The 23,150-nt window shown below is 42.4% G+C and carries 21 protein-coding genes and 2 tRNA genes; 15 read left to right on the top strand and 8 right to left on the bottom strand.

From position 1 onward, the window contains the following. The first annotated feature begins 1 nt into the window (after position 1). From ACQRBH_RS14900 to thiM, 8 genes are all read left to right on the top strand, one after another. On the top strand, positions 2–769 hold the full coding sequence (locus ACQRBH_RS14900) for a nitrogenase iron protein NifH (RefSeq protein ID WP_427743256.1): 768 nt from the start codon (positions 2–4) through the stop codon (positions 767–769). Next, positions 763–2,091, top strand: coding sequence for a nitrogenase component 1 (locus tag ACQRBH_RS14895; RefSeq protein WP_427762291.1), 1,329 nt, complete (start codon positions 763–765; stop codon positions 2,089–2,091). The genes ACQRBH_RS14900 and ACQRBH_RS14895 overlap by 7 nt, the downstream gene beginning before the upstream one ends. Next, the gene (locus ACQRBH_RS14890) at positions 2,088–3,218 is read left to right on the top strand and encodes a nitrogenase component 1 (protein ID WP_427743254.1); all 1,131 of its coding nucleotides are present in this window, start codon (positions 2,088–2,090) and stop codon (positions 3,216–3,218) included. The genes ACQRBH_RS14895 and ACQRBH_RS14890 overlap by 4 nt, the downstream gene beginning before the upstream one ends. Positions 3,219–3,374: 156 nt before the next feature. Beyond that, entirely contained in the window at positions 3,375–4,118 is a 744-nt protein-coding gene (gene larB / locus ACQRBH_RS14885) for a nickel pincer cofactor biosynthesis protein LarB (protein WP_235233021.1), read from the top strand. Further along, positions 4,118–5,479, top strand: coding sequence for a nickel pincer cofactor biosynthesis protein LarC (gene larC, locus ACQRBH_RS14880; protein WP_427762290.1), 1,362 nt, complete (start codon positions 4,118–4,120; stop codon positions 5,477–5,479). The genes larB and larC overlap by 1 nt, the downstream gene beginning before the upstream one ends. After that, on the top strand, positions 5,476–6,324 hold the full coding sequence (gene larE / locus ACQRBH_RS14875) for an ATP-dependent sacrificial sulfur transferase LarE (RefSeq protein WP_427743250.1): 849 nt from the start codon (positions 5,476–5,478) through the stop codon (positions 6,322–6,324). The genes larC and larE overlap by 4 nt, the downstream gene beginning before the upstream one ends. A gap of 440 nt (positions 6,325–6,764) precedes the next feature. Further along, a complete protein-coding gene (thiW, locus tag ACQRBH_RS14870) occupies positions 6,765–7,319 on the top strand; it encodes an energy coupling factor transporter S component ThiW (RefSeq protein ID WP_427743249.1) in 555 nt (184 codons plus the stop codon). After that, complete coding sequence (gene thiM / locus ACQRBH_RS14865; protein ID WP_427743248.1) at positions 7,282–8,127, top strand: hydroxyethylthiazole kinase; 846 nt, start codon at positions 7,282–7,284, stop codon at positions 8,125–8,127. Before thiW ends, thiM begins: the two co-directional genes overlap by 38 nt. Here thiM and ACQRBH_RS14860 read toward each other — a convergent pair. From ACQRBH_RS14860 to ACQRBH_RS14830, 7 genes are all read right to left on the bottom strand, one after another. Then, on the bottom strand, positions 8,091–8,801 hold the full coding sequence (locus ACQRBH_RS14860; protein WP_427743247.1) for a response regulator: 711 nt from the start codon (positions 8,799–8,801) through the stop codon (positions 8,091–8,093). The two genes, thiM and ACQRBH_RS14860, sit on opposite strands and share 37 nt — an antisense overlap. Continuing rightward, on the bottom strand, positions 8,794–10,383 hold the full coding sequence (locus ACQRBH_RS14855) for a DUF4118 domain-containing protein (protein WP_427762289.1): 1,590 nt from the start codon (positions 10,381–10,383) through the stop codon (positions 8,794–8,796). The genes ACQRBH_RS14860 and ACQRBH_RS14855 overlap by 8 nt, the downstream gene beginning before the upstream one ends. 50 nt (positions 10,384–10,433) lie before the next feature. Then, positions 10,434–10,574: a hypothetical protein gene (locus ACQRBH_RS14850; protein ID WP_427743245.1), complete on the bottom strand. Its 141-nt coding sequence runs from the start codon at positions 10,572–10,574 to the stop codon at positions 10,434–10,436. A gap of 34 nt (positions 10,575–10,608) precedes the next feature. Beyond that, positions 10,609–11,256: a potassium channel family protein gene (locus ACQRBH_RS14845; protein ID WP_235233014.1), complete on the bottom strand. Its 648-nt coding sequence runs from the start codon at positions 11,254–11,256 to the stop codon at positions 10,609–10,611. Positions 11,257–11,266: 10 nt separating this feature from the next. After that, the gene (locus ACQRBH_RS14840) at positions 11,267–12,595 is read right to left on the bottom strand and encodes a TrkH family potassium uptake protein (RefSeq protein WP_427762287.1); all 1,329 of its coding nucleotides are present in this window, start codon (positions 12,593–12,595) and stop codon (positions 11,267–11,269) included. A 245-nt stretch (positions 12,596–12,840) separates the two neighbouring features. Continuing rightward, a tRNA-Ser gene (locus tag ACQRBH_RS14835) sits at positions 12,841–12,926 on the bottom strand. 370 nt (positions 12,927–13,296) lie between these two features. Next, positions 13,297–14,157, bottom strand: coding sequence for a pyridoxamine kinase (locus ACQRBH_RS14830; protein WP_427762286.1), 861 nt, complete (start codon positions 14,155–14,157; stop codon positions 13,297–13,299). Positions 14,158–14,328: 171 nt separating this feature from the next. Here ACQRBH_RS14830 and ACQRBH_RS14825 point away from each other — a divergent pair. From ACQRBH_RS14825 to glpK, 6 genes are all read left to right on the top strand, one after another. Further along, positions 14,329–14,402 (top strand) — tRNA-Arg (locus tag ACQRBH_RS14825). A gap of 106 nt (positions 14,403–14,508) precedes the next feature. Continuing rightward, positions 14,509–14,664 carry a hypothetical protein gene (locus tag ACQRBH_RS14820; RefSeq protein ID WP_427743240.1) on the top strand — a complete coding sequence of 52 codons (156 nt, stop codon included), beginning with the start codon at positions 14,509–14,511 and terminating at the stop codon, positions 14,662–14,664. A gap of 84 nt (positions 14,665–14,748) precedes the next feature. Beyond that, positions 14,749–16,002: a 6-phosphofructokinase gene (locus ACQRBH_RS14815; RefSeq protein WP_235233010.1), complete on the top strand. Its 1,254-nt coding sequence runs from the start codon at positions 14,749–14,751 to the stop codon at positions 16,000–16,002. Between the two features lie 277 nt (positions 16,003–16,279). Continuing rightward, positions 16,280–17,770, top strand: a complete 1,491-nt coding sequence (locus ACQRBH_RS14810) for a hypothetical protein (protein ID WP_427762285.1) — start codon at positions 16,280–16,282, stop codon at positions 17,768–17,770. Further along, positions 17,746–19,479 carry a hypothetical protein gene (locus tag ACQRBH_RS14805; protein ID WP_427762284.1) on the top strand — a complete coding sequence of 578 codons (1,734 nt, stop codon included), beginning with the start codon at positions 17,746–17,748 and terminating at the stop codon, positions 19,477–19,479. The genes ACQRBH_RS14810 and ACQRBH_RS14805 overlap by 25 nt, the downstream gene beginning before the upstream one ends. A 146-nt stretch (positions 19,480–19,625) precedes the next feature. Then, entirely contained in the window at positions 19,626–21,131 is a 1,506-nt protein-coding gene (gene glpK / locus ACQRBH_RS14800; protein WP_427762282.1) for a glycerol kinase GlpK, read from the top strand. 16 nt (positions 21,132–21,147) lie between these two features. Here glpK and ACQRBH_RS14795 read toward each other — a convergent pair whose 3' ends face one another. Next, positions 21,148–21,912, bottom strand: coding sequence for a sulfite exporter TauE/SafE family protein (locus ACQRBH_RS14795; protein WP_427743236.1), 765 nt, complete (start codon positions 21,910–21,912; stop codon positions 21,148–21,150). A gap of 322 nt (positions 21,913–22,234) precedes the next feature. Here ACQRBH_RS14795 and ACQRBH_RS14790 point away from each other — a divergent pair, with 322 nt between their 5' ends. Next, positions 22,235–22,855, top strand: a complete 621-nt coding sequence (locus tag ACQRBH_RS14790) for a peptidase C39 (protein WP_427762281.1) — start codon at positions 22,235–22,237, stop codon at positions 22,853–22,855. The last annotated feature ends 295 nt before the right edge of the window (positions 22,856–23,150 follow it).

Here is a 23,150-nt window from a genome sequence, read left to right as displayed (position 1 = left end):
TATGATCAAAATTGCAGTTTATGGAAAAGGCGGCATCGGCAAGTCAACAACGGTTTCAAATGTGGCGGCAGTTTTGGCAGAGCAGGGACTGAAAGTCATGCAGATCGGCTGTGATCCGAAAGCAGATTCCACGCTTCAGCTTCGCCAGGGGCAGCCGGTTCCTACGGTGCTGGAATTATATCAGCAGAAAAAGAATCATTTTCAGCTGGAAGATATGGTCAGAATCGGCTATAACGGTGTAGTCTGTGTGGAAGCTGGCGGCCCGACTCCCGGTCTTGGCTGTGCGGGACGCGGAATCATTACAGCATTGGAAAAATTAAAAGAAAAAGGCGCTTATGAAACTTATAAGCCGGATGTTGTGTTCTATGATGTTCTGGGAGATGTGGTCTGCGGCGGATTCTCTATGCCGATGCGAAAAGGCTATGCAGATAAGGTATTTATCATAACCTCTGGAGAAAATATGGCCATTCACGCTGCGGCCAATATTGCGATGGCCGTAGAGAACTTTAAGAATCGCGGATATGCCTCTCTGGGAGGGATTATTCTAAATCGCAGAAATGTTAAACGAGAAGAGGAAAAAGTGGCAGAGCTGGCCGAAGATTTTCAGACAGAAGTAATCGGGACGCTGTCCAGAAGTGAGCAGGTACCGATGGCAGAAGAACAGGGAAAGATTCTATTGGAATGTTATCCGGACAGTGACATGGCAGAAGAGTATCGTGTATTGGCGCGTCAGATTCTGGCGGCATGTCAGAAGGAGGAATTATGTTAAAGCGAGTGGGAGAATCTATTGATACGGAAGGTGCGGTAACGACGGTCAGGGATGCTGCATTTCCGGCTCCATTTGCTTCTGAACTGGAATTCAATTCGCCGGTTCACGGCAACTGGAATATTGTCCACACTGGAATGCAGCTTCCGGAATCTAGGCAGATCTATGTATGTGCTGATAACTGTATGCGTGGTGTGGTACTGACGGCAGCAGAGATGAATGCGGCAGACCGGTTTTCCTTTGTGATTGTGGAAGAGGAGAATCTTTTGAATGGCAATCTGGAAGATGTGACCATAGAAGGTGTGACGGATGTAATTAAGAAGCTCCCGGAATATCCGAAGGCAGTTCTTTTATTTACTGTATGCCTTCATCATTTTCTGGGCTGTGATCTGGACCGGGTCTATCGGGAATTAGAAGAACGATTCCCGGAGATTGTATTTATCCGTTGCTATATGGATCCGATCATGCAGAAGACTGGGCTTACGCCAGACCAGAAGTTAAGAAAAGCAATGTATGACCCCTTATCGGAACGAACGCCAGAGACGAAGAGTGTAAGTCTTCTGGGCAGTGATTTTGCATTGGATGAGACGGCGGATATTCCGCGATTTCTTAAAGAGCATGGATATGCAGTAAGAGAACTTCCGGCCTGCAAGACATGGGAGGAATATCTGGAGTTAAGTGCTTCTGAGTTGTTCGTATCTTTCTATCCTCCGGGACGTTACGGTGCAGAGGTTCAGGCAGAACGACTGGGAAGACAGCACTTGTATCTGCCGGCATGCTTTGGGTATGATGAGATTACGCAGCACATGAATGAACTTGCAGATGTATTACATTTACCATCAATTGATGCAAAAGATGAGATTGCAGCATGTGAAAGAGCATTGGAACAGGCACATCGGGAGATTGGCGATACGCCGATAGCGATTGATTATCTGTTCCATCCAAGACCGCTTGGGCTGGCAAGATTGTTGATCTCACACGGATTTGTGGTGGAAACCGTCTACCTGGACAGCATCAGCCCAGAGGAAAAAGAAGACTTTGAATGGCTTCGTGAACATGCACCTGGGTTAAAACTTGCGGCAACGATTCAGGTGAAGATGCGCGTGTTGCCAAGAGGCGGAGAGCGAGAAGTGTTGGCAATCGGTCAGAAAGCCGCATGGTTTACCAAAAGCCGGCATTTTGTCAATATGGTTCAAGGCGGCGGCCTGTATGGATTTGACGGAATCCGGCAACTTGCGCAGTTGATGACAGAAGCTTTTCGGGAGGAAAAGGATACGGAATCACTGGTAATTCAAAAGGGATGGGGGTGTGATTGCTGCTTATGAGACAATCCTATCGTATTATACCGGTTTATACAGCCGATGTATCAGGCGTATGCTCGGCATTATATGAACTGGGCGGTATGACAGTCATGCATGACCCGTCCGGTTGCAATTCTACTTATAATACACATGATGAGATCCGCTGGTATGATCAGGACAGCCTGATCTATATCTCAGGATTAACGGAGATTGACGCCATTCTTGGAAATGATGAGAAATTTCTTCATGATATTAGAACGGCGGCCGAAGAGCTGCACCCTAAGTTTCTCGCTCTGGCAGGTTCTCCGATTCCCTTCATGAATGGAACGGATTTCCCGGCGTTAGCGCAGATTCTGGAAGAAGAAACAGGCATTCCTTCCTTTTCCGTTCCGACAAACGGGATGCATGATTATGTATATGGCGCAGGAATTGCTTTGGCTGAGATTGCAGAGCGCTTTACAGATTCTGAAAAGCGATGTACCAGTCCACGGAGTCTAAATGTTCTGGGGGTGACACCGCTGGATTTTGGGCCAATTTCACATGTAAAACGATTAATAGAAAGCCTGGAACAGTCTGGGTGGGAGGTGTTGTCTACCTGGGCCATGGGGGATGATCTGGATGCTCTGGCGCGAGCATCAGAAGCGGCTGTGAATCTGGTGGTTTCTTCCGTTGGTCTTCGCGTGGCGAAGGTCTTAGAGCAAAAGTTTGGGACACCTTATGTGGTCGGGACCCCGGTGGGAGATTTTGCAGAAGACTTGTCAAAGGCACTGGAACAGGCCGTAGAGAGTGGAAAAACATCGGTAGCTTACCTTGACAGAAGACTGTCAGGTGATGCTGAGATTACACTGATCGGAGAACCTGTTACGATGGGATCTCTGGCTGCGGCAATCGAACGTAAGACAAGGCAGCCAGTTCGTGTATTATGTCCATTGGAAGAGACCGATGGTTTACTGGCACCTAAAGATCTAGTGATTCGTGGAGAAGAAGAGGCAGAAGAACGGTTGAAAGATGCAAAAGTCATTGTTGCAGACCCACTCTATCGGCCGATTTGTCCGGCAAAGAGCCGATTTTACGAATTGCCTCACATTGCATTTTCCGGGCGGATCTACCTGAAGAGACTGCCTGCTCTGACAGATCTTTGCAAAGAATAAATAGGATGGGACTGTTTTATGCAGCCCATCCTGTTTTTTCAGTTTTTCAAAAGTTGGAATGGTACTTCCTAAAATTGACCTCCTGTGATATAATCGAATGTAGTCTGGAAGGATAGATAGCGACAATCCGAATATGTTACAGCAATGGAGGCAAGGATGGATACGCATGAGATATTGATGAAATTGAAAAATGGAGAGCTGTCTGTGGAAGAAGCAGAAGGGCATCTTAGAAGGCAGCCGTTCGAAGAATTGGGATATGCCAAGATTGATACCCACCGGAAACTGCGCTCTGGTTTCCCAGAGGTCGTATTCTGCAGTGGAAAGGCAGACGAGCATCTTCTTGAAATCTTTGGGAAAATATATGAAATGGAGGGAGAAGTGTTCGGGACCAGAGCGTCTCAGAGACAGTATGAGCTGTTAAAAGAAAGATATCCGGATGTTCAGTATGATACCGTGTCCGGAATCATCAAAATTGAGAATCCGGGGAAAGAAAAACAGGGATGTATTACCGTATGTACTGCAGGAACTTCAGACATTGCAGTGGCGGAAGAAGCTGCCCAGACAGCGGAATACTTTGGCTCTTATGTAGAGCGTGTATATGATGTGGGCGTCAGCGGCCTGCACCGGCTGCTTGCGAATCTGGATACGATTCAGAAGGCCAATTGTATCATTGCGGTGGCTGGAATGGAAGGAGCCCTGGCAAGTGTCATTGGCGGTCTGGTGGATAAGCCGGTCATTGCCGTTCCGACTTCTGTCGGGTATGGAGCGAATTTAAAGGGTCTGTCAGCATTACTGACCATGATTAATTCCTGTGCCAATGGAATTGCGGTCGTAAATATTGATAATGGCTATGGAGCAGGATATATTGCATCACAGATTAACAGATTGGGGGAACGGTAATGGGTAAGACACTATATTTAGAATGCTACAGTGGAATCAGCGGCGATATGACGGTCGGTGCTTTATTGGACCTTGGTGCGGATCCAGAGATTTTGAAAGAGCAGCTTAGAAGCCTTCCGGTGGAAGGATTTGATGTACAGATCAGCCGCGTGAAAAAGTCGGGCCTGGATGCCTGCGATTTTCGAGTTATCTTAGATAAAGAGCATGAAAACCATGATCATGATAATGGATATCTTTATGGTCATGATGACATGCAGATACATACACATGAGCATGGTGAACATATACACAGCCATGAAGAACATGAACATGTTCATGGAACACATGAGCACAGTCATGAAGGACATACCCATGATCACGGCCATGAAGGTCACGAACATCATCATACACATGAGCATCGTGGGCTTCCAGAGATTCTGGATATCATCTGGCATTCTGGAATTACGGAACATGCCAAAAAGATTGCGGTTGATATTTTTGAAGTACTGGCAGAGGCAGAAGCAAAAGCTCACGGCACCACACTGGAAGAAGTGCATTTTCATGAAGTGGGAGCAGTCGATTCCATTGTGGATATTGTAGCGGCTGCCGTATGCCTGGACAATCTTGATGTTACAGAAGTTATTGTACCTGAGTTGTATGAAGGGCGTGGAACCATCCGCTGCCAGCATGGCGTGATTCCGGTGCCGGTTCCGGCAGTGGTGAATATTGCGCAGCAGCATGGACTTACGCTGCATATCACAGAGACGGAAGCAGAACTGGTGACTCCGACCGGAGCAGCGATTGTGGCGGCAGTACGGACTTCGGATCATCTTCCGGGAAAATATAAGATTCGAAGAATCGGAATGGGAGCCGGCAAACGTGATTACGGAAGGACCAGTATTCTGCGGGGAATGTTGATTGAGCCGGAATCCGAAGAAGCAGATTATATCTACAAATTAGAGACGAATCTGGATGACTGTACGCCAGAGGCGCTGGGGCATGTAATGGAGCGTCTGTTCAAAGCCGGAGCCAGAGACGTGCATTATATTCCGGTATTTATGAAGAAGAACCGTCCGGCATATCAGATGAATGTAATCTGCAGTGAAGAAGATGTACCAAAGATGGAAGAGATCATCTTCCATGAGACAACGACGATCGGGATTCGCAGGGTGAAGATGGAGCGGACGGTCATGCAAAGAGAAATCTGCACAGTACGGACTTCTCTTGGAGAGGCAAAGGTCAAGGTCTGCAGATTAGAAGGATATGTCCGGGTGTATCCAGAATATGAAAGTGTCACTGCAATCTGCAGGGAAAAGGGACTCTCTTATCAGGAAGTTTGGAGCAGAGTCCGCCATGAGGCAGAAGATGAGGTGTTGTCATGAGTCCATCCGTTTTATGCTATGAAGAGAAAAAAGAGAAGCTAAAGCATCAGTTGGAGGAATATGCCAAAGAAGATCTGGTCGTAGCCTTTTCCGGAGGTGTGGACAGCAGCCTGATCTTAAAAATCGCCTGTGAAGCTGCCAGGAAGACCGGGCGAAAGGTTTATGGGATTCTGTTTCACGCAATGATGCATCCGTCCGGCGAGATTGACGGTGCCAGGACGGTGGCCGAAGAGGTGGGGGCTGTCTTTCATGTATTGGAAATGGATGAATTGAACGGAGCAGATATCCAGGATAATCCGGTAGACCGTTGTTATCGTTGTAAGAAATATCTCTTTCAGGAACTGAAAAAAGAAGCAGAAAGACTTGGCGTTCGCAAGATCCTTGAAGGGACAAATGAAGATGATCTGCATGTATATCGGCCGGGGATCCGGGCAATCCATGAACTGGGGATGATAAGTCCGCTGGCAGATGCAGGACTTACCAAAGAAGAGGTGCGCAGAATGGCAAAAGAGTATGGAATCTCTGTTGCGAAGAAGCCGTCCAGCCCATGTCTTGCTACCAGATTTCCTTATGGAACGAGACTGTCATATGAAGCGATGCGTAAGGTGGAGCAAGGAGAAGCGTATCTAAGATCACAGGGATTTTATAATGTAAGACTTCGGGTACATGGAGAGATCGCCCGAATCGAAGTAGATAAAGAGAATATGAAAAGTGTGATAGAACAGGGGGATGCCATTACAGAATATCTGAAAAAACTGGGATATACATATATTACATTAGATATGGAAGGATTTCGCTCGGGAAGCATGGATGTGTGGATAGAACAGAAGGATAATCAGGAATAGATTCATCTGGAGAATTTACAGAATGAAACAGTCCAGACATTGCATAGATACCATACACTTGATTGTATGTTATGCAATGTCTGGACTGTTGCACGACGTTGGCTTATTCAATTTTTTTCTCCTTATCTGTTCACATCAAAAATTTCGATTCTGATCAATGCGATTACCCCAAGTGAAAGCTCTCATAATATTCTGCCAAGAACGCTTCTAATTTCTTCAACATAATTAACATCTCCTTTTCTTTTTCTTGCTGATATCTTGTTCCTCTTTCTGATTATAATTTAACATTCTTTTGAAAAAAATGGAAATACATATAATAGACGCCTTGTGATACCTTATAAGTATAATAGAAATGGAAGATATGGCGTTCTGTTTGACATGGCGGGGAAAACGTGCTAGGATGCAAATGATTATTGAATCAGTAGAAAGGGAATGAGTTCATGACAAAGACAAGAGTAGATGTGTTTCGTATGGTAATGTTAGCAATGATGGTAGCGATTGGAGTCGTTATTTCACCAATTCTTAGAATAGAAGGAATGTGTCCGACAGCACATCTGATCAATATTGTATGTTCTGTATTGATGGGACCGTGGTATTCTTTGTTATGTGCAACTTTAATCGGAATCATCCGTATGATGTTTATGGGGATTCCGCCACTTGCACTTACAGGAGCAGTATTTGGTGCCTTTTTATCTGGTGTGTTTTATCGATTATCTAAAGGAAAGATAATCTGTGCAGTTATAGGAGAGGTGTTTGGGACTGGAATTATCGGTTCTATCGTCTCTTATCCGGTAATGGCTTTTCTGATGGGAAGAGATGGATTGACAGCCTTTTATTATACACCGATGTTTCTGGGGGCAACTTTGATGGGTGGTACCGTAGCATACTTTTTCTTAAAAGCATTGAGCCGTGCGGGACTGCTTGTCAAATTCCAGCAGAGTTTAGGAGGTCCGGTATATGACAGAAAGCATAAAATGGCTACAGAACCAAACTAAGAGGTGCAGGCCTTTAATTCATTGTATCACGAATCCCATTTCTATTCATGACTGCGCAAATGTGATACTGGCAGCAGGAGGACGGCCGATCATGGCAGAACATCCTCGTGAAGTAGCTCAGATTACGGCGAGTGCTGATGCATTGATGCTGAATCTGGGAAATATAACAGATGCCAGAATGGAGTCAATGAAGATAGCGTTAAAAACAGCGAAAGAGCGATCTATACCAGTGTTATTAGATCTGGTGGGTGTAGCCTGCAGTGATCTTCGAATGGCATATGTAAAAGAATTGTTCACAATAGGTTATCCGGCTATCTTGAAGGGAAATATGTCGGAGATTCTGGCGATGGCCGGAAGACCGTCGCACAGCATTGGGATTGATGCCGGAAAAGAGGATGCACTGACAGAGGCTAACAGAGAACAAGTCCTTCAGATCTTGCGTGAGTTTTCTATAAAAACAGGTACGGTTATTCTGGCAAGTGGAAAAGAAGATCTGATCGTGGGTGGACATCGTGCATATCTGATTGCAAATGGTGATCCGATGTTATCCGAGATTACAGGAACGGGCTGTATGTTGGGAGCTTTGTGTACGGCTTTCCTGGCATCTGACAGGGAAGAAGGAATTCATGCAGCTGTGCTGGCAGCTGCGTCTATGGGAATTGCCGGAGAACTTGCGGCAAAGGAATGCCCTGGAACTGGAACGTTTCAGGTAAGACTGCTGGACTGCCTGTATCAGCTCGATGAAGAGCTGATGACAGACAAGGCAAGAATCTATGATTTGTCGGATTCTACTTTGAGCATCCGATAACCAATACCAATATGCGTCTGAATATACTGGGGAGAGCCGGGGGCACTCTCCAGTTTTTTTCTAAGGGTTGCCATGAATACACGTAAGGATGCCACGTCATTTTCCCAACAGCTTCCCCATACGCTTTGGGTAATGAACTTGTGGGTCAGGACTTTACCAGTATTCTGTGCCAAAAGACAGAGAAGCTTGTATTCAATGGGTGTCAGATGAAGTTCTTCATTGCCAAGATATGCACAGTTTGCCGCATAGTCGATTCGAAGCTGTCCATTTACGAAGACGGCCTGCTGTGAATTATTGTTCTGCATGAGGGCAAGGCGTCTCTGAGTCACACGCAGTCTGGCCAACAGTTCATCGACGGAAAATGGTTTGGTCAGATAATCATCGGCACCGGCATCCAAAGCATCGATCTTGTCAGTATCTTCACTTCTCGCACTGACAACAATAATTGGAGTGTTAGACCAGCTACGGATACGGGTGATGACCTCGACACCATCAATGTCCGGCAGTCCCAGATCCAGAAGGATGATATCCGGATTGTGGGAAGCAGCCTCCATCACAGCATCTTCTCCGTTCTCTGCGGTGATAAAACGATAATCATGTGCTTTTAATGTGGTAGTGATCAGATTGCGTACAGGAGCATCATCTTCCACTACAAGTATCTGAATTTTATTCATGTAATACAATCTCCTCTCTTGGAAGGGTAAAGCGGAAGATTGCACCATGCGGCAGATTATCTTCCACATGAATGGTTCCGCCATGGGCTTCCACAATGGCTTTGCACAGAAACAGGCCCAGCCCCACACTGCGCCGGCTGTCAGCAATTTTATTCGATCCGCAGTAGAATTTATCAAAGATCTTATCTTTGTCTTCCTCAGAGATTCCGGGCCCATTATCGGCAACAGAGATTTCAGCCATGCTGCCTGTAGTGTAGGTAGAGATTGTGATAGAAGAATTCTGCGGGGTATATTTTATGGCATTATCTACAAGGTTTGCAATGACCTGTACGATCAGTTTAGTGTCAGCCTTTACCAGGATCAGATCATCCTTACAATCGACGGTCAGATGGTGCTGCTGAAGTTTACGGCTGCTGTACTGTACAACTTCTTCTATGATATCACTCAAAAGTTCCGTAGTGACACGAAGGGTCATGCGTCCCTCCTCTATTCTTGTGGCAGATAAAAGATTTTCGACCAGATTGATCAGCCACATAGAATCTGTATAAATATCCTCGTAAAGCTTTTGCTTCGTTTCTTCATCAAAATGACTTCCGTTGCTTATCAGATTACTGGCATTTCCGGAGATGGAAGTCAGAGGGGTCCTAAGATCGTGAGAAATCGTACGAAGCAGATTTGCCCGAAGCTGCTCACTTTTTGCCAGGATCGCAGCAGCTTCTTTTTCACGGATATTTTTTTCGTTTTCCAATGCCAGTGCACATTCACTTAAGATAGAAAGAAGGATACTGTGTTCAGAAGTATCTTGCAGATTATTTCCTATGTCAATCCCAATAACTCCATAGATACGGTCATTGACACGAAGCGCAAGATAGAAGAATCTGGAATCAGAAAAAAGCTTTGTAGTTGCCCCTGCAGAATGATTGTGCTTTAATACCCATTCTGCTGCGCTTGTCTCGATCTCTTTATTATAAGATGGAAAGTCCTTTCCATTTGCCGGAAATGTATGAAGCGTGGACAATTTTCCGTCTGAAGCCTCAAAAATAATGATATTACGGTTGGTAAGCTTGATAATCTGTGTTGCTGTAACCGTCAGAATCTGTACTTTATCATTGGCTTTTGCCAGGAGCTGGTCTGTATCCAGAAGGATTCTTGTACGTTGTGCACTTTTCGAAGACTGTTCTGCCTGTTCCTTATATCGGATAGCCAGAATTCCGGTAAGAAATGCTGTCAGAAACATGACCACAAACGTAACCGGATAGCCGGTATCATAAGCCGCGAAAGAAAAGCGGGGAACGGTAAACAGATAGTTGAAGATAAATACACTGGCAATCGATGAGACCAGACTGTACACCCAGTGGAAAGTAGCAATAGAAGTCAGAAGAACTCCCAGAATATATACCATAATAATGTTTGAGTCTGTAAATCCCAGATGATGGAATAAAAGGCACAAAAGAGTAGCACCCAACAAAATAACAACGCTTTTGGCAGCATTTTCCAGAATGCTGATGAGCTGTTTTTTCTTGTTTGTTCTGGCAGAATATGAGGTGTTAATTGTTATATCTTTATCCATAGTCTGATTCATGATTCATGTCCTCCGATATGTAGTATCCATTTTAGCACAGGCAGATACGTTTAGCTACCTTGAGTTTTTGAATCATGATTATCCGTAATCTGCGATTGATTTTCTGTAAGAAATTCATCGATTTGTTTCATAATAAAGTATCCGAATGAAAAAAGAGCGATTATCAGGATGATAAGAAACAGTTCTTTCATAGGATTACCACCTCCTCAAAAGGGCAGCGAAGAATCAGATATGAAAATATTTCTGAATCGTCTTTAAATGTCCAAGTACAAGAATCGAATTTTCTTCCGTCAGAAAGGTATCCGGTGTGATGTTCATATCCATTTTTCCGTTTACCCTGATTCCAAGAATATTCAGCCCGTATTTTTTACGGATATCTATTTGTAATACCGTCTTGTTGCACCATTCTTTTGGAATTGCCAGCTCGAAGATGGAGTAGTCACCATCTAGATCAATATAATCAAGAATATAATCCGAGGTACAACGGATTGCCGTCCATGCAGCTAATTGTTTCTCGGGATATACAACTTTATCTGCCCCATTTCGCAGTAAAAACTTTTCGTGTACACCGGTAGAGGCCCTGGCAATGACCTTTTTTGCTCCTAATTCTTTTAATAGAGAAGTTGTTTCCAGTGAGTTCTGAAAATTATCCCCGATGGCCACGATACATACATCAAAATTACGAATCCCCAATGTAGAAAGAAATTCTTCATTCGTACTGTCACCGATCAAAGCATTCGTAACGTAGGGAAGGATAGCGTTGATTCGCTCTTCATTATCATCAATTGCCATTACTTCGTGGTTAAAATCATTCAGTTTAAATGCAATATGTCGTCCAAATCTGCCAAGACCGATCAATAATATAGATTTCATAAGTTCCTCCTTATCCGACAGTCAATTTTTCCTGAGGTAATTTTACCGGAGACACACGCCGGTTAGACAAAGCTGCAAAAATTAATGTCAGTCCGCCGACTCTGCCCAAATACATCAAGAGAATCAGGATGCTATGTGATAATAATCCAAGCTGTGGAGTGATACCAAGCGTCAGCCCGACAGTACCTACAGCTGATGCTGTTTCAAATAAGCAAGTCAGTAGAGGAAGATCTTCTACACGACTGATAATGAGCCCTCCACTGAAAAATAAAGTACAATACATGGTCGCAATCGTTATCGTATTACGCACGCCATCCGGAGTGATCCTTCGTCCAAAAAATTGTGTATCTTCATTGTGACGGAAGACAGAGATGGAAGTGGACAGCATGACGGCAAGTGTTGTGGTCTTCATTCCACCGGCTGTGGATCCAGGAGAACCACCGATTAACATTAGAAAAATCATGAGTGCAAGCCCTGCTTCGCTGATCATCGTCAGATCAGTTGTATTAAATCCGGCTGTTCTTGGAGTAACTGCCTGGAATAGAGATATCCAGATGCGTTCTCCCACAGGCGTATCCGAGAATTCAAAAAAGAAAAAATATAGAGTGGGAAGCAGAATTAAAAATGAAGTCATCATTATGATAATCTTACTCTGCATCCGGTATCTTTTAATATTCAGTTTGTTGACCGTGATGTCATCCCATGTCAGGAAACCAATACCACCAATGATGATCAAAGCCATAATAGTCAGATTGATTACAGGTGTATTGGAAAAATGAGTCAGGGATGAATAAGGCGTTTCACATCCCATCAAATCAAATCCTGCATTACAAAATGCAGAGATAGAATGAAAAACGCTGTACCAGATTCCTTTCAAAGGCCCAAATTCTTTACAGAATGTAGGTGCCATGATAATAGAAGCAATCAGTTCGATTAAAAATGTCGTTTTCAAAATAAAACCAGTCAGCCGAACAATTCCGCCAACTTTGGGTGCGGAGATTGCTTCCTGCATGGTACTTCTTTGCTTCAGACTAATCTTCTTACCGGAAAATATTTCAATAGCTACGGCAAATGTTACGACACCCATACCGCCAATCTGTATCAAAAGAATGATAACCGCCTGTCCGAAAGTTGACCAGTAAGTAGCTGTATCATGAACGACCAGCCCAGTCACACAGGCAGCAGAAGTTGCGGTGAATAAAGCATCTGAAAAAAGTGGACTATGCCCATCCTGTGTGGAAAAAGGCAGCATTAACAATAAAGTTCCTATCAAAATAACGGCAGCAAAGCCAAGAATAATAATCTGTGCGGAAGTAAGTTGCTTTTTTAACTTGCTCATGTATCTATGCCAGCTCCTTAAATACACCAAAATAAAATAAAACAATGGTGTGCGCGTCAGTTTTACCGACACTTTCTTTCAGTATATTTTCGCACCAGTTCCATAAAATATGCATTAGGGCATGAAGTCTGGCATTAAGATTGTATAAAGAAAAAAGAAGGAATATATGGACAAAAAATGGACTTCATATCTTACAGAATCCTGAGATATGAAGTCCAAATATTCCATATAAACAATAGTGAAAACGCAGCAGGAGGGATTTGAACCCCCGGAGCCTTGCGGCTCTTCTGCTTTCGAGGCAGATGCCATCAGCCAACTCGACCACTGCTGCATAATAATTCTTTCTATGAATAGAAAGTACGCATGTATCGGTGCGCTTTTTCTATTATAGCATAAAATGACAGGAAGATGGAATACCTAATCTGAAAAACGTTTAGAAAAAGGAAAGAGGCCAGCACATGTGCACTGGCCATTGGAGGGGGATGAAAAAAATCTATATAAATTTTACTAATTGTTAGGCGAAGTCCGGTAACCATACCCTATGATAATAAAAGCACAGCTACCGTCTCCTTTAATTGATATCTTTATTATATAAGTGAAATGTGACGGGAATATGTCAAGAACTGGAAAAGTTTATAAAGTTTCTTAAGAAAAACATAAATTGGGGACGTAGTACTTTGCAAAAGTACTACGTCCCCAATTTAAAAATGTGGTGTACCCAAATGACAAAGAAATTGTTCATAATTTACACCATCATTGCAGGGAACATGTTCCTTCACAGAATCTAATAGCGCAAGTTCCAGGAATTCTCCAGCCAGTTGAATAACAGAGGAAATAGAATCGCCCCTGGCGATGCCTGCTGCTATACAAGAGGCAAAGAGATCTCCCGTTCCGGAATAACTGCCGCTGACATATGGAAAGGAAAAAAGAGAGGCACTTTCGCGGTTGATTAATAGATTGCCCATCGCTTTTGTTCCATCTTCTTTCTGAAAATGAATTCCGGTTACGATAATGTTCTGTGGTCCAGTTTTGCAGAGTTGCTGTCCAAGCTCTTGAATCGTGGAAAACAGTTCATCGGAATCTTTCATTTGGGTTATGTTCTGATAATTGGCGTCGGTCAACAGGCATAATTCTGTGAGATTTGGAGTGATGATATCGGCTCTTTGTACCAGTAGCTGCATTTGTTTTAATAAAGAAGGGGTATACATGGAATAGGTCTGTCCGTCATCCCCCATGACTGGATCCACCAGAAGAAAAGTATCAGGGGTATCAAAGGTATCAATAAAGCGAAAAATCTGGTTGATCTGCGCTACACTGGCAACATATCCAGTGTAGATTCCATCAAAATGTTGCCCCATCTTTTCCCATTCTGAACGAAAATATTCCATCTTATCTGTATAATCATCGCAGTAATAACTGGGATATTCTGTCTGTGCGGTCAATATTGCCGTGGGAAGCGGGCAGGCCTGCACGCCCATAGCAGATAGAACAGATATTGCAGCCGTCAAAGAGCAACGGCCAAATCCTGATAAGTCATTAATAACAGCTATTTTTTTTGTCATAATATGTAAACCTTCCTTAATATTCATGGGCTTATAGTAACACTAATAAGTTAGTTTTGAAAAGGAATGAGAAAAAAATAAAAAGAAAAAACAAAAAAATCAAAATAAATGTTGACAATGTAGAGAGACTAGGATATAATTTATTTTGTTGTGAAAATGATTCATAGTTGTGTGGGCGTAGCTCAGCTGGATAGAGCGTTTGGCTACGGACCAAAAGGTCGGGGGTTCGAATCCTCTCGCCCACGTTTTCAACCTCTTGCAGAGTTTTGTAAGAGGTTTTTTTATTATATACTGAAAATGTATGTGACACGGTTTTCAAATTTTATAATAATGCTAACAGGAGGAAATGAAATGGAAAAAATAAAGATAAACTGCGCAGTCTGTAACAATCAGTGTCAAATGGAGGTTGAGATTGAAGATGACGAGGTTGTAGATGTGACAGGAAACGGATGTATGAAGGGATATATCTATGCTCAGAATGAAGCGCTTGTAAATCTGCATAAATAACCAGATTTTTTGTGGACATTTATGTTGAAATATACTAAAATAGTAATATCGACAGCAATTTTAAGGAAGGAAGGGAACTAGTTTATGGAAAGAAATGTTATCGTAGGACAGTCAGGAGGCCCTACAGCAGCGATTAACTCAAGTCTTGCAGGAGTTTATCGTACTGCGAAAGATCGTGGAGCTAAGAAAGTGTATGGTATGCTTCATGGAGTAGAAGGATTATTACAAGAGAAGTATATCGATCTTTCTGATCATATCAAGACCGAATTGGATGCAGAATTATTGAAAAGAACACCGGCGGCATTTTTGGGGTCATGCCGCTATAAACTGCCAGAGATTCATGAGAACCGTGAAGTATATGATAAGATCTTTGCAATTCTTGAAAAATTAGATATTGAAGCATTTATTTATATTGGTGGAAATGATTCTATGGACACCATCAAGAAGTTGTCTGATTATGCAATTATTACAGGTTTCCCGACAAGATTCATCGGATGCCCGAAGACAATCGATAATGACCTTGCACTTACAGATCATACACCTGGATATGGAAGTGCAGCGAAGTATATTGGTACTTCAATGAAAGAGATTATCCGTGACAGCTTCTGTCTGGAATATGAAAAAGGTATTGTTACGATCGTAGAGATTATGGGACGTAATGCCGGTTGGCTGACTGGTGCTACAGCTTTGTCAATGGGTGAAGACTGCGAAGGTCCTGATCTGGTATATCTGCCGGAGATTACATTTGATCTTCAGAAATTCAGCGCAAAAGTAAAGGCTCTTCTGAAGAAGAAGACATCCATCGTAGTCGCAGTATCAGAAGGTATCCGTATTGCTGATGGAAGATATGTATGTGAATTGGGTAACAGCATCGACTTCGTTGATGCATTTGGACACAAGCAGTTATCAGGAACAGCATCATATCTTGCAAGCTTCATCGCAGGTGAGATGGGATGTAAGACTCGTGCGATCGAGCTGAGTACATTACAGCGTTCTGCTTCTCATGCAGCATCCCGTGTAGATATTCTGGAAGCATACCAGGTAGGCGGTGCAGCTGTTAAGGCAGCAGATGAAGGAGATTCCGGTAAGATGGTTGTTCTTCAGAGATTATCTGATGATCCATATCAGTGTGGAACAGAAGTGAAAGACGTTCACAAGATCGCTAACGATGAGAAGCTTGTTCCAAGAGAGTGGGTAAATGAAGAAGGTACTTATGTAACCAATGAATTTATTTCTTATGTAAGACCGCTGATTCAGGGAGATGTATCACCGGTTATGGTAGATGGTATTCCAAGACATCTGTATACACCGAAGGAATTAAGCCACAGAACAAAATAAAAGAAGGAATGAGGATGCCTGCCACAAAATAAGGTGACAGGCATCCTTTTTGCAACTATCCATTTGGAGAAAGCTTCCGATAGAAAGTCCTGTAGGCTTCGAAATGTTTCTTAAAATATGGCAAAAGTACTTGCTTTTTGGAAAAGAATCCAGTAATATATGAATCACTCTATAATTCGAAAGAATCTATTTTATTCTCTTAGTTTTATTCTCTTAATCTTATTCAGATGTTTATCCAAGAGAACAGGTAATTTTATAGGAAGATGAGGTGATGTAAGTGGTACCAAAAGAGGGCTATGATGTGCTGCGTCTGGTTGAGCATGGACAGACCTGTTATATCAGCTCGGAGTATGTGGATGGCAGAATACTGGCGAATTGGTTGAGATATCATCCACATGTCTCAAAAGAACGGTTGCTGGGGTGGGTTCAAATGATTGCAAAACAGCTGGGAATGATTCATAAGTGTCGAAAAAAGCCGTTTTATCAGTATGTGAATCCATATAGTGTTGTTATCACAGAGGAAGGAGACCTATATTTTTTAGATTTTGAGGCGCAATCCAATGAAGAGATGCTTCGGTTTATGCGAAGAAGGGTGGTGCGCGAATATTTTCTTCCGGCGGAAGAGCCGTATTATCAAAAAGCAAGCATAAGTCTGGATATTTATGGATTTGGAAGGACAATACAGTATCTGCTCGCCGTCTCAGAGCCAGATCCACCTTTGACGAAAAAAGAAGAAAAGAAATTTCAGAAAATCATATCGAGATGCCTAAAGAGGCAGTCCAAGAAATCATATCAAAATGTATCAGAAATTCGAAAACATATCCCAATCATGAAGGAAAAAACAAAGCGGACATACAGCAGAAGAACAAAGTTCTTTTTTGCTGCAGGGGTAATAATTATAATTGCGTCTGTATGTATGATTGCATTTTCCAAAGAAAAAGATCAAGGCAAGAAGGCAGCCATTACTACAGTTGAAGAACCAAAGGAGGAAAATGTATCTGAAAAAAAGGAGATTCAAAATGCATATCTTGATCTTGTATTTGAGTATTTTTTAGAACTAAATGATTGTAAAAAAAGCCTGGAATATCTTGAAAAAATAAAAAAAGAAGATGAACAAGCAAAAGATCTGGAAGTAATCATAAAGGCTGTGGAAAACGAAAAATCAGAAATAAACCGAACCGCACTTAAGAATCATCTGAAAAGTCTGGAAGAAAGTATGATTCAGGAGAAAGCAGACCAATACTGCCAGTGCCTGATCCGTGGATATGGAATGTTAAGTGGTGAGCAGGCGGCAGAGAATATTCTGCGTCTTGGAAACCAATATCTGGAGCAAGAACATATTGGAAAAGAGGGGGAAAAAGAGGTAAAAGAATATATGGCTTCTTCCTGTGAAACGTTGGATAAAGTGAAGGAGGCGGCAGAACTATATGAAGGAGTTATGGAATTAGAAACAGATGTCTATAAGAGAGAAGAGTTATACAAAAAGATAGCAATGTTATATGAATCTTGTGAAGAAAAAGATATGGCGTTAGATACTTGTGTTCAGGGAATTGAAGAATTGGAGGATTCTGTTGAACTTAGACTATTGCATATCCGACTCATATGCAAAGATTCATCCGTTGACCGTAGTTTCTGCGCTCAGACAGTGCAGGAATATATGCGAAAAGTTCCAGAGATTCTAGAGAATGAAGAGTTTCAAAAATTGCAACAGGAATACGAGATTCGAATAGAAGGTGAGGAAGTATGGGTAGGAAATTCAAATGGATAATAATAGGATTGATGATTCTTGGATTGTCATACTGTCAGCTGTCATTTTGGGGCAATGTAGTATCGGCTAAAGAGGAAGAATTTGTTGATGATGAAGAATCTGCAGATGAAAATGAAGAGAAGATTGAAAAGTTTCAACTTGCGATTCCGCCAGAAGATGGAAAGAATGGGTATTATGTTACCAGACCAGAAGTAGAATTGTGTCATGTAAGTAAAGTCGGGGTGACCAAGTATTGTTTTACGGACAGTAATGGACAGAGTATGGAAGGAGTATTGAGTCAGGAAAATGAAAAAGCCAGTATTGAAAAAGAGAGATTTCAGGAAGGGAAGAATCATTTGTCCGTATGGATGGAGGATGCAGAAGGAAACAGACTGGAAGAAAGCTCAGTGGAAAAGGATTTTCTGATTGATACGAAGGCTCCAACATTATACTTGCAAACGCCCCGTGGAGAAGGTTCATGGTATCAGAAAGAAGTTGTATTGAAAGCTTCGGCTGAAGATGGAGAACAAGGAAGCCAAATTAACTGGTTATCTTGTACATCTGGTGATCGGGTCCTTGGAGGAACCAGCGAATCTATGGCAGATTTTCGTATTCATCTGGAATCTACTGCAGGAGAAGCGGTGTACGTGACTGTAGGAGTCAGTGACCGTGCCGGAAATTATACGGAAAAGAGCTGCAAATTGTATATTGATCATCATTCGCCTCAAACTATGATCGAAGGAATTCAAAATTACATGATTACCAGTCAGCCGGTAGAGGTGACTTATCGGGTAACAGAAGACAATCTGATTAGGAAGGCAAGTGCATGTGCAAAACGAAAAGATCCAGCCGGAAATATGACTGTGCTGGAAGTTACTGACTGGTTCGAAAGTGGTAATGAGTATTCTGCAAAACAGTTTTTGACAGAAGATGGAATCTATCAATTAGGAGTGAAGGCTGCTGATTATGCGGGTTATGAAGATAATAATGAAGCGCAGGTAATTATTGATAAAGAGAATCCCGTGATTCGTTATGTGGATCGGCTTCATCAACAGTATTTGAAAAGCTTCTGCTGGAATTATCCAATAGAGGAGTGGATTCTGGACTTTACCAGTTATACATATTCTGTTTCTCTCGATGGGAAGCTGTATCATCTAGGAGAAGAAATATTGGCAGAGGGTGGACATATCTTGGATGTAAAAGCAATTGATTCTGCTGGAAATATTGGTACGGCAAAGGCATATTTTGTCATTGATCATACAGCCCCTCAGGTGGTGTTCTCCAATCTGGAAGACGAAAAGACATATGAAGAAGAGAAGGATTTCCAGATTACACTCTCTAATCAGGAAGATTTTATTAAAGAAATACGAATCAACGGAGAGGTACAGAAAACAAATTCACGAAGTAAGATATATCAATATACAGTTCAGGAATATAGAAATTATGAGATTATTGTGAAAGCATATGACAGAGCTGGTAACCAGACAACAGAACGGATTTCATTTGATATTGTACCAAAAGAAACAGCATTTCAGAAGATTACCAGACCAATGCGAGAGAAGATTGTCCCATCGCAAAAGAAGGAACAGAAAGAAAATAAGCCATCTGTTCAGACATCTTTCGTTAAAAAATTGTGCTTTATTGGCATCGGTATTCTGATCCTTATGATTGGAAGTGTCATGATTGGGTGGGCTGTTAAGCAGAGGCGTAATTTGAAAAAAGAGTTGTGAAAATAGTCGCATTATGGTATGGTTTATATAGTTAAATGAATGTGCCGAGATGAGAGAGCGAATGATTACAACAGCGATACTGTTGTTTAGTTTGCTCTTTTTTTACAAAAAGAGGTATGGAGAATGAAAGTAGGAGGAAGCAAGTTATGGCAAAGTATGTAATGGCTTTGGACGCAGGGACAACAAGTAACCGTTGTATTCTTTTTAATGAAGCGGGTGAAATGTGCAGTGTAGCACAGCGTGAATTCAAACAATATTTCCCACAGCCCGGATGGGTAGAACATGACGCAGATGAAATCTGGGCGAGTCAGCTGGGAGTGGCAGTAGAAGCGATGAATATGATTGGAGCGACAGCAGAAGATATTGCGGCAATTGGAATTACCAATCAACGTGAGACTGCAATTGTATGGGATAAAAATACAGGAGAACCTGTATATCATGCAATCGTCTGGCAGTGCAGAAGAACTTCTGAATATTGCGACACCCTAAAAGCAAAAGGGTTGACGGAGAGGTTCCAGAAGAAGACCGGACTGGTGATTGATGCATATTTTTCAGGAACAAAGGTAAAATGGATTCTTGACCATGTACCGGGAGCTAGGGAGAAAGCTGAAAATGGAGAGCTGCTTTTTGGTACAGTAGAGACATGGCTGATCTGGAAACTGACGAAAGGGGCAGTTCATGTGACGGATTATTCTAATGCTTCCAGGACAATGCTTTTTAATATCAATACATTGGAGTGGGACGATGAGATTCTGGAAGAATTGAATATTCCCAGGTGTATGCTTCCGAAAGTTAAGCCTTCAAGTTGTGTATATGGAGAGGCTGACCCTTCGTTCCTTGGGGGGCCGATCCCAATTGCCGGTGCAGCAGGAGATCAGCAGTCGGCGTTGTTCGGACAGACTTGTTTCCGCCCGGGAGAAGCGAAGAATACATATGGAACAGGCTGTTTCTTACTGATGAATACAGGAGAGCAACCTGTGTTTTCTAAAAATGGTCTGGTGACAACGATTGCGTGGGGATTGGATGGCAAGGTCAATTATGCATTAGAAGGTTCCATCTTTGTGGCAGGGGCTGCAATTCAATGGTTAAGAGATGAGATGCGTTTGATTGATTCAGCGGCAGATTCGGAATATATGGCGAAGAAAGTAAAGGATACGAACGGATGCTATGTAGTGCCGGCATTTACTGGACTGGGAGCACCACATTGGGATCAATATGCCAGAGGAACAATCGTGGGACTTACCCGAGGAGTGAATAAATACCATATTATCCGGGCAACCTTGGAATCACTGGCTTATCAGGTAAATGATGTTCTAAAAGCAATGGCAGCAGATTCCGGTATCTCATTGGAGGCATTAAAAGTAGATGGTGGAGCCAGTGCGAACAATTTTCTGATGCAGACACAAGCGGATATTATCAACGCACCGGTACTAAGACCACAATGTGTTGAGACGACTGCTATGGGAGCGGCGTATCTGGCGGGCCTGGCAGTAGGATATTGGAAGAATAAGGAAGAAGTCATTCAGAACTGGGCAATTGATCAGACATTCCATCCGGTGATTGCAGAAGAGGAACGAGAGAAGAGAATCAAAGGATGGAATAAAGCTGTCAAATACGCATATGGATGGGCCAAAGAAGATACAATTGAATAGATAGTTGCATCATCTTCTATCTGCTGACGATCATAATTGCGGCACCTAATATAACTAATACGATACCAGTTGCACGATTGAGGGTTGCGGCACTTGCTTTGTTGGCGAACCGTGCGGCAATTCTTGCCCAGAGTAAGGTGGACAATACACAGAAAACCAGACACCAGAGGTCTGGAAATCCACCAATTGCAATGTGACTGGCTGCACCGGTAAATGCGGTAAACGTCATAATGAATACACTGGTTCCTACTGCGGTCTTCAGTTCATATCCAAGAACACTGGTGAGTATCAGAAGCATCATCATACCGCCGCCGGCACCGATAAATCCACAGATAAAACCAATCATAATTCCACAGAACACTGACTGAATGAAACGCTTGCGAGGGCTTACTGCTTCCATGCTTTCTTTTGTAGTCATGACAGGTTTTACAATGAATTTGACACCCAGAAGGAAAGTCATAACCATGGAGAAGTTTCCCATGGTCTGGTTAGGAACCAGACTTGCAATCCAACTTCCGACCAGCGTAAAACATAAGACAGATATCATCATGACAATGCCGTTTTTGATATCCAGGTTCTTATTCTTTCCATAAGTATAGGCACTTATTGCACTTGCCAGGACGTCACTTGCAAGTGCAATTCCGACTGCCTCATAAGCTGGCATATGAAGAAATGCAATCAACATAGGGCTTATGACTGCCGCTGCACTCATACCGGCAAATCCAGTACCAAGTCCTGCACCGATTCCGGCGATAAAGCAGACAATAAATTTCGTAAGCATTAATGTTCCTCCTCAAAATAATGATGAATGTTATAATCTATCTGTGCAAAAAGACGGTTCAAAGTCTGAAGGTCTTCAAAAGAAAAATCCTCAAGCAGCAGCTGACCAAAAGTTCTTTGCGCATTTCGTCCATCAGAGACTGACTTTCCCAGAATTGAGCAATCATGAGATTCTCTCTCCTTGAAATATTGTTCTAATTTGAACTATAATAGATGAAGATATTGAAAATGTCAATAGGTGTGGAAAATGGCTTGACGGAAAGAAAATCAAATAATATAATTCATATTAAAATGATATGAATTATAAGAAAAGAGGCGATATCTTGAAAAATCCACTTCATTATCAATTGTCTGAATATGACTGCGGACCAACTGCAATGCTGGATGCGGTTAGCTTTTTGTTTCCGCGGGAAGAGATCTCACCAGTAGTAATAAGAAATATTATGTTATACTGTTTGGACTGCTATAATTGCGAAGGTATTATGGGGAAAAGTGGCACTTCAAGTGCTGCGATGATGTTTCTTAGTAATTGGCTGAATGGGTTCGGAAAAGTTGGTCAGTTGCCAGTTTCCAGTCAATATCTTTCGGGAAAAAGTGTATGGATTGGAGGAGATAGCCTGATTAACGATGCTCTTTGCCGTGGTGGTGCGGTTGTTGTTCGTCTGTATTTTGAGTGTGCACATTACGTATTGCTGACTGGAACACTGAGTGGAAAGATTCTGATGTTTGATCCATATTATGTGAAAGAGCCATTTACAGAGGCAGGGATTGTGATGGTAGATGATCATCCATTTACATATAATCGAATCGTAGATGAACAGTGTTTTAATCGGGAGACAACAGAATTATATGCATTAGGTCCGATGGAAGATAGAGAAGCAGTTATTATATTTAATGAAGATACGAAGAAGACCGCAGAAAAAACGATTGAATACTTTATATAGAAGATGTCTGAAAACGAAAAATACCATAAAAAGGGAGGATGCCGGGTAACTGTTCTACCAGTTCCCGGCATGTATTATGAAAAAGTTTATTTGGATCTTATAGGTTTATAGTGGAAAGAATAGGCGTATTTTAAGGCGATTCAGAGGTTTTAAGTTTAGAGACCGCCATGGAAATGTATTAGATGTGGTGTAAAAGTGGTGTAGCGTTGTCCTATGGTTGCTGAGCAACGTTTTAGTGTTGAATTAGATTTTATACAAGATTCTGGATACTGTTGTAGATGTTTTTTTAAAGGAG

This window comes from Bariatricus sp. SGI.161 (assembly GCF_050313695.1).
In the GTDB taxonomy this organism is placed as follows: domain Bacteria; phylum Bacillota; class Clostridia; order Lachnospirales; family Lachnospiraceae; genus JAFBIX01.
The sequence above is the reverse complement of the archived record's forward strand: the minus strand, read 5'-3'. Positions and strand labels throughout refer to the sequence as shown.

Excerpts from the sequence above, each read along its gene's own strand:
- ACQRBH_RS14900 (WP_427743256.1), top strand. The coding sequence starts at position 2 with ATGATCAAAATTGCAGTTTATGGAAAAGGCGGCATCGGCAAGTCAACA.
- ACQRBH_RS14895 (WP_427762291.1), top strand. The coding sequence starts at position 763 with ATGTTAAAGCGAGTGGGAGAATCTATTGATACGGAAGGTGCGGTAACG.
- ACQRBH_RS14890 (WP_427743254.1), top strand. The coding sequence starts at position 2,088 with ATGAGACAATCCTATCGTATTATACCGGTTTATACAGCCGATGTATCA.
- larB (WP_235233021.1), top strand. The coding sequence starts at position 3,375 with ATGGATACGCATGAGATATTGATGAAATTGAAAAATGGAGAGCTGTCT.
- larC (WP_427762290.1), top strand. The coding sequence starts at position 4,118 with ATGGGTAAGACACTATATTTAGAATGCTACAGTGGAATCAGCGGCGAT.
- larE (WP_427743250.1), top strand. The coding sequence starts at position 5,476 with ATGAGTCCATCCGTTTTATGCTATGAAGAGAAAAAAGAGAAGCTAAAG.
- thiW (WP_427743249.1), top strand. The coding sequence starts at position 6,765 with ATGACAAAGACAAGAGTAGATGTGTTTCGTATGGTAATGTTAGCAATG.
- thiM (WP_427743248.1), top strand. The coding sequence starts at position 7,282 with ATGACAGAAAGCATAAAATGGCTACAGAACCAAACTAAGAGGTGCAGG.
- ACQRBH_RS14860 (WP_427743247.1), bottom strand. The coding sequence starts at position 8,801 with ATGAATAAAATTCAGATACTTGTAGTGGAAGATGATGCTCCTGTACGC.
- ACQRBH_RS14855 (WP_427762289.1), bottom strand. The coding sequence starts at position 10,383 with ATGAATCAGACTATGGATAAAGATATAACAATTAACACCTCATATTCT.
- ACQRBH_RS14850 (WP_427743245.1), bottom strand. The coding sequence starts at position 10,574 with ATGAAAGAACTGTTTCTTATCATCCTGATAATCGCTCTTTTTTCATTC.
- ACQRBH_RS14845 (WP_235233014.1), bottom strand. The coding sequence starts at position 11,256 with ATGAAATCTATATTATTGATCGGTCTTGGCAGATTTGGACGACATATT.
- ACQRBH_RS14840 (WP_427762287.1), bottom strand. The coding sequence starts at position 12,595 with ATGAGCAAGTTAAAAAAGCAACTTACTTCCGCACAGATTATTATTCTT.
- ACQRBH_RS14830 (WP_427762286.1), bottom strand. The coding sequence starts at position 14,157 with ATGACAAAAAAAATAGCTGTTATTAATGACTTATCAGGATTTGGCCGT.
- ACQRBH_RS14820 (WP_427743240.1), top strand. The coding sequence starts at position 14,509 with ATGGAAAAAATAAAGATAAACTGCGCAGTCTGTAACAATCAGTGTCAA.
- ACQRBH_RS14815 (WP_235233010.1), top strand. The coding sequence starts at position 14,749 with ATGGAAAGAAATGTTATCGTAGGACAGTCAGGAGGCCCTACAGCAGCG.
- ACQRBH_RS14805 (WP_427762284.1), top strand. The coding sequence starts at position 17,746 with ATGGGTAGGAAATTCAAATGGATAATAATAGGATTGATGATTCTTGGA.
- glpK (WP_427762282.1), top strand. The coding sequence starts at position 19,626 with ATGGCAAAGTATGTAATGGCTTTGGACGCAGGGACAACAAGTAACCGT.
- ACQRBH_RS14795 (WP_427743236.1), bottom strand. The coding sequence starts at position 21,912 with ATGCTTACGAAATTTATTGTCTGCTTTATCGCCGGAATCGGTGCAGGA.